This window comes from Stieleria sp., from assembly GCF_041595215.1.
GTDB classification, from domain to species: domain Bacteria; phylum Planctomycetota; class Planctomycetia; order Pirellulales; family Pirellulaceae; genus Stieleria; species Stieleria magnilauensis.
In genome coordinates this window covers 1-1,595 of record NZ_JBFHKV010001481.1, presented here as the reverse complement: position 1 = coordinate 1,595, position 1,595 = coordinate 1, and the positions used below count along the sequence as shown (strand labels likewise).

Sequence of the window (1,595 nt, the reverse complement as noted above, 5' to 3'; positions counted from 1 at the left end):
TCGCACGCAGGAACGCGGTGACCTTTTCCGAATAGTATTCCGGCGGACGTGATTTTCGTCCGTCGTAGTCTACCGACACGCCGATGCAGACCACGTCGTCGGACATGGATTTGCTAAGCCGAACGAGGCCGGGGAATTCCTTGATGCAGGGTTCGCAAACGGTGGACCAGAGGTCGACGACGGTGATTTTTCCGGTCGATTTTGCGTGGGATTCGATCGCCGGCCAGGCTGCGAATTGCAAGTCCACGCCGCCGTCGCTTGGCCCGGCATTGGCAGCCGATTCGTCCGATGGGGGGGCGGGGTCGAGATCGGGCATTTCAATGCCGCCGGCCCCCGGCTGGGTCGGTCCGCCGGATTCAGGCTGTCCTTGGGTCGAGGGGGCGTCGGTTTGATTGTCGATTTCGACGGCTTGATCGGGAAGCTGGATCCCGGTGCCGGCAGCCGGCACCGCCGGCGTCTGGGACGCGGACATCGCCGGTGCCGCAGGGGTGGTTGATTCGCCGGCGTTCTCGCTGACCGCCGAATCGCCGGCGTCGACCGCGGCCGGTTCGGGCGGCGGGTTGTCGCTCGGCGCGCCGCCGCAGCCGATGACGAGGGCGGCTGCGAAGACGACCAGAACACGGGACAGCTTCCGAGCCCGTTGTCGGAAAGGCCTTTGATCGGTGTGACGCATGGACATCGTTGAAGTCTGCCGAAGTTGGGGAGGGAAGGATGGTGAAGAGGCGAAAAATCGGCGACGAACAGGCTCCGTTGGCTTTGGGACCACCATTCATGAGATAAACTGTCTCGCATCCGCCGAGCACCAACATTGTCCAGAATTTGATTGATGACCGCAACTGATGGAGACATGTCGACGACCGAATTAGTGGTCGCATCCAAAGCCGGCGATAATTCGGCGCTGGGGCAATTGCTGGAACAGTATCGCGGGTACTTGTTGATGTTGGCGCATCGCAATTTGTCCGAACAGCTTCGCCGTCGCGTCGATCCGGGAGACATCGTTCAAATCACTTTTTTGGAAGCAAAACGCGACCTGCATTCGTTTCGCGGGGATTCACCGGGAGAGTTCGCCGCGTGGTTGCGCGGAATGCTGAAAAACAACGTCGCCACGGCCGTGACGCGTCACGTGATGACGCAAAAGCGGAGTATTCGACGTGAAGTCAATGCCGATGCGAAAGCGGGAAACGATTCCGGCGGAGCACCCTGGATCGCCCAGTTGCCGGGCAGCACCACCAGCCCATCCGGTGTGGTGATCAAAGAAGAAACCGCCATCGCCTTGCTGGAAGCCTTGCACCAATTGCCCGAAACGCAGGCCGAAGCGATCCGATTGCGTTACATGGAAGGTTTACCGCTGGCAATGATCGTCGAGCGGATGGGAAAATCCGACACCGCCGTCGCCGGCTTGTTAAAACGAGGTCTGCAAAAGTTGCGAACGATCATTGATCCGAAGAACAATCCGTACATGTAGGTCCGAAAGCGGCCGTGGTCTGCAGACCCTTGACCACTGCCCACTCACTGTTGGGGCGCGCCCCCCGCCCTCTCCGTTGCGGCCCCTGATGGTGGTCGATGCGAAGACGCCACCCCTTCCTCCGATTCTT

2 protein-coding genes are annotated in these 1,595 nt (G+C 60.4%); one reads left to right on the top strand and one right to left on the bottom strand.

The window, feature by feature from the left end:
- Positions 1-673 (bottom strand): hypothetical protein (locus ABX749_RS32305; protein ID WP_372899662.1); only part of this gene is annotated, 673 nt, incomplete at its 3' end.
- Between the two features lie 153 nt (positions 674-826).
- On the opposite strand from ABX749_RS32305, the gene ABX749_RS32300 reads away from it, so the two are divergent.
- A complete protein-coding gene (locus tag ABX749_RS32300) occupies positions 827-1,465 on the top strand; it encodes a sigma-70 family RNA polymerase sigma factor (protein WP_145220351.1) in 639 nt (212 codons plus the stop codon).
- Positions 1,466-1,595: the final 130 nt, after the last annotated feature.

What these genes read in the sequence shown, in the direction of transcription:
- ABX749_RS32300 (WP_145220351.1), top strand. Translation starts at nt 827, where the DNA reads ATGACCGCAACTGATGGAGACATGTCGACGACCGAATTAGTGGTCGCA.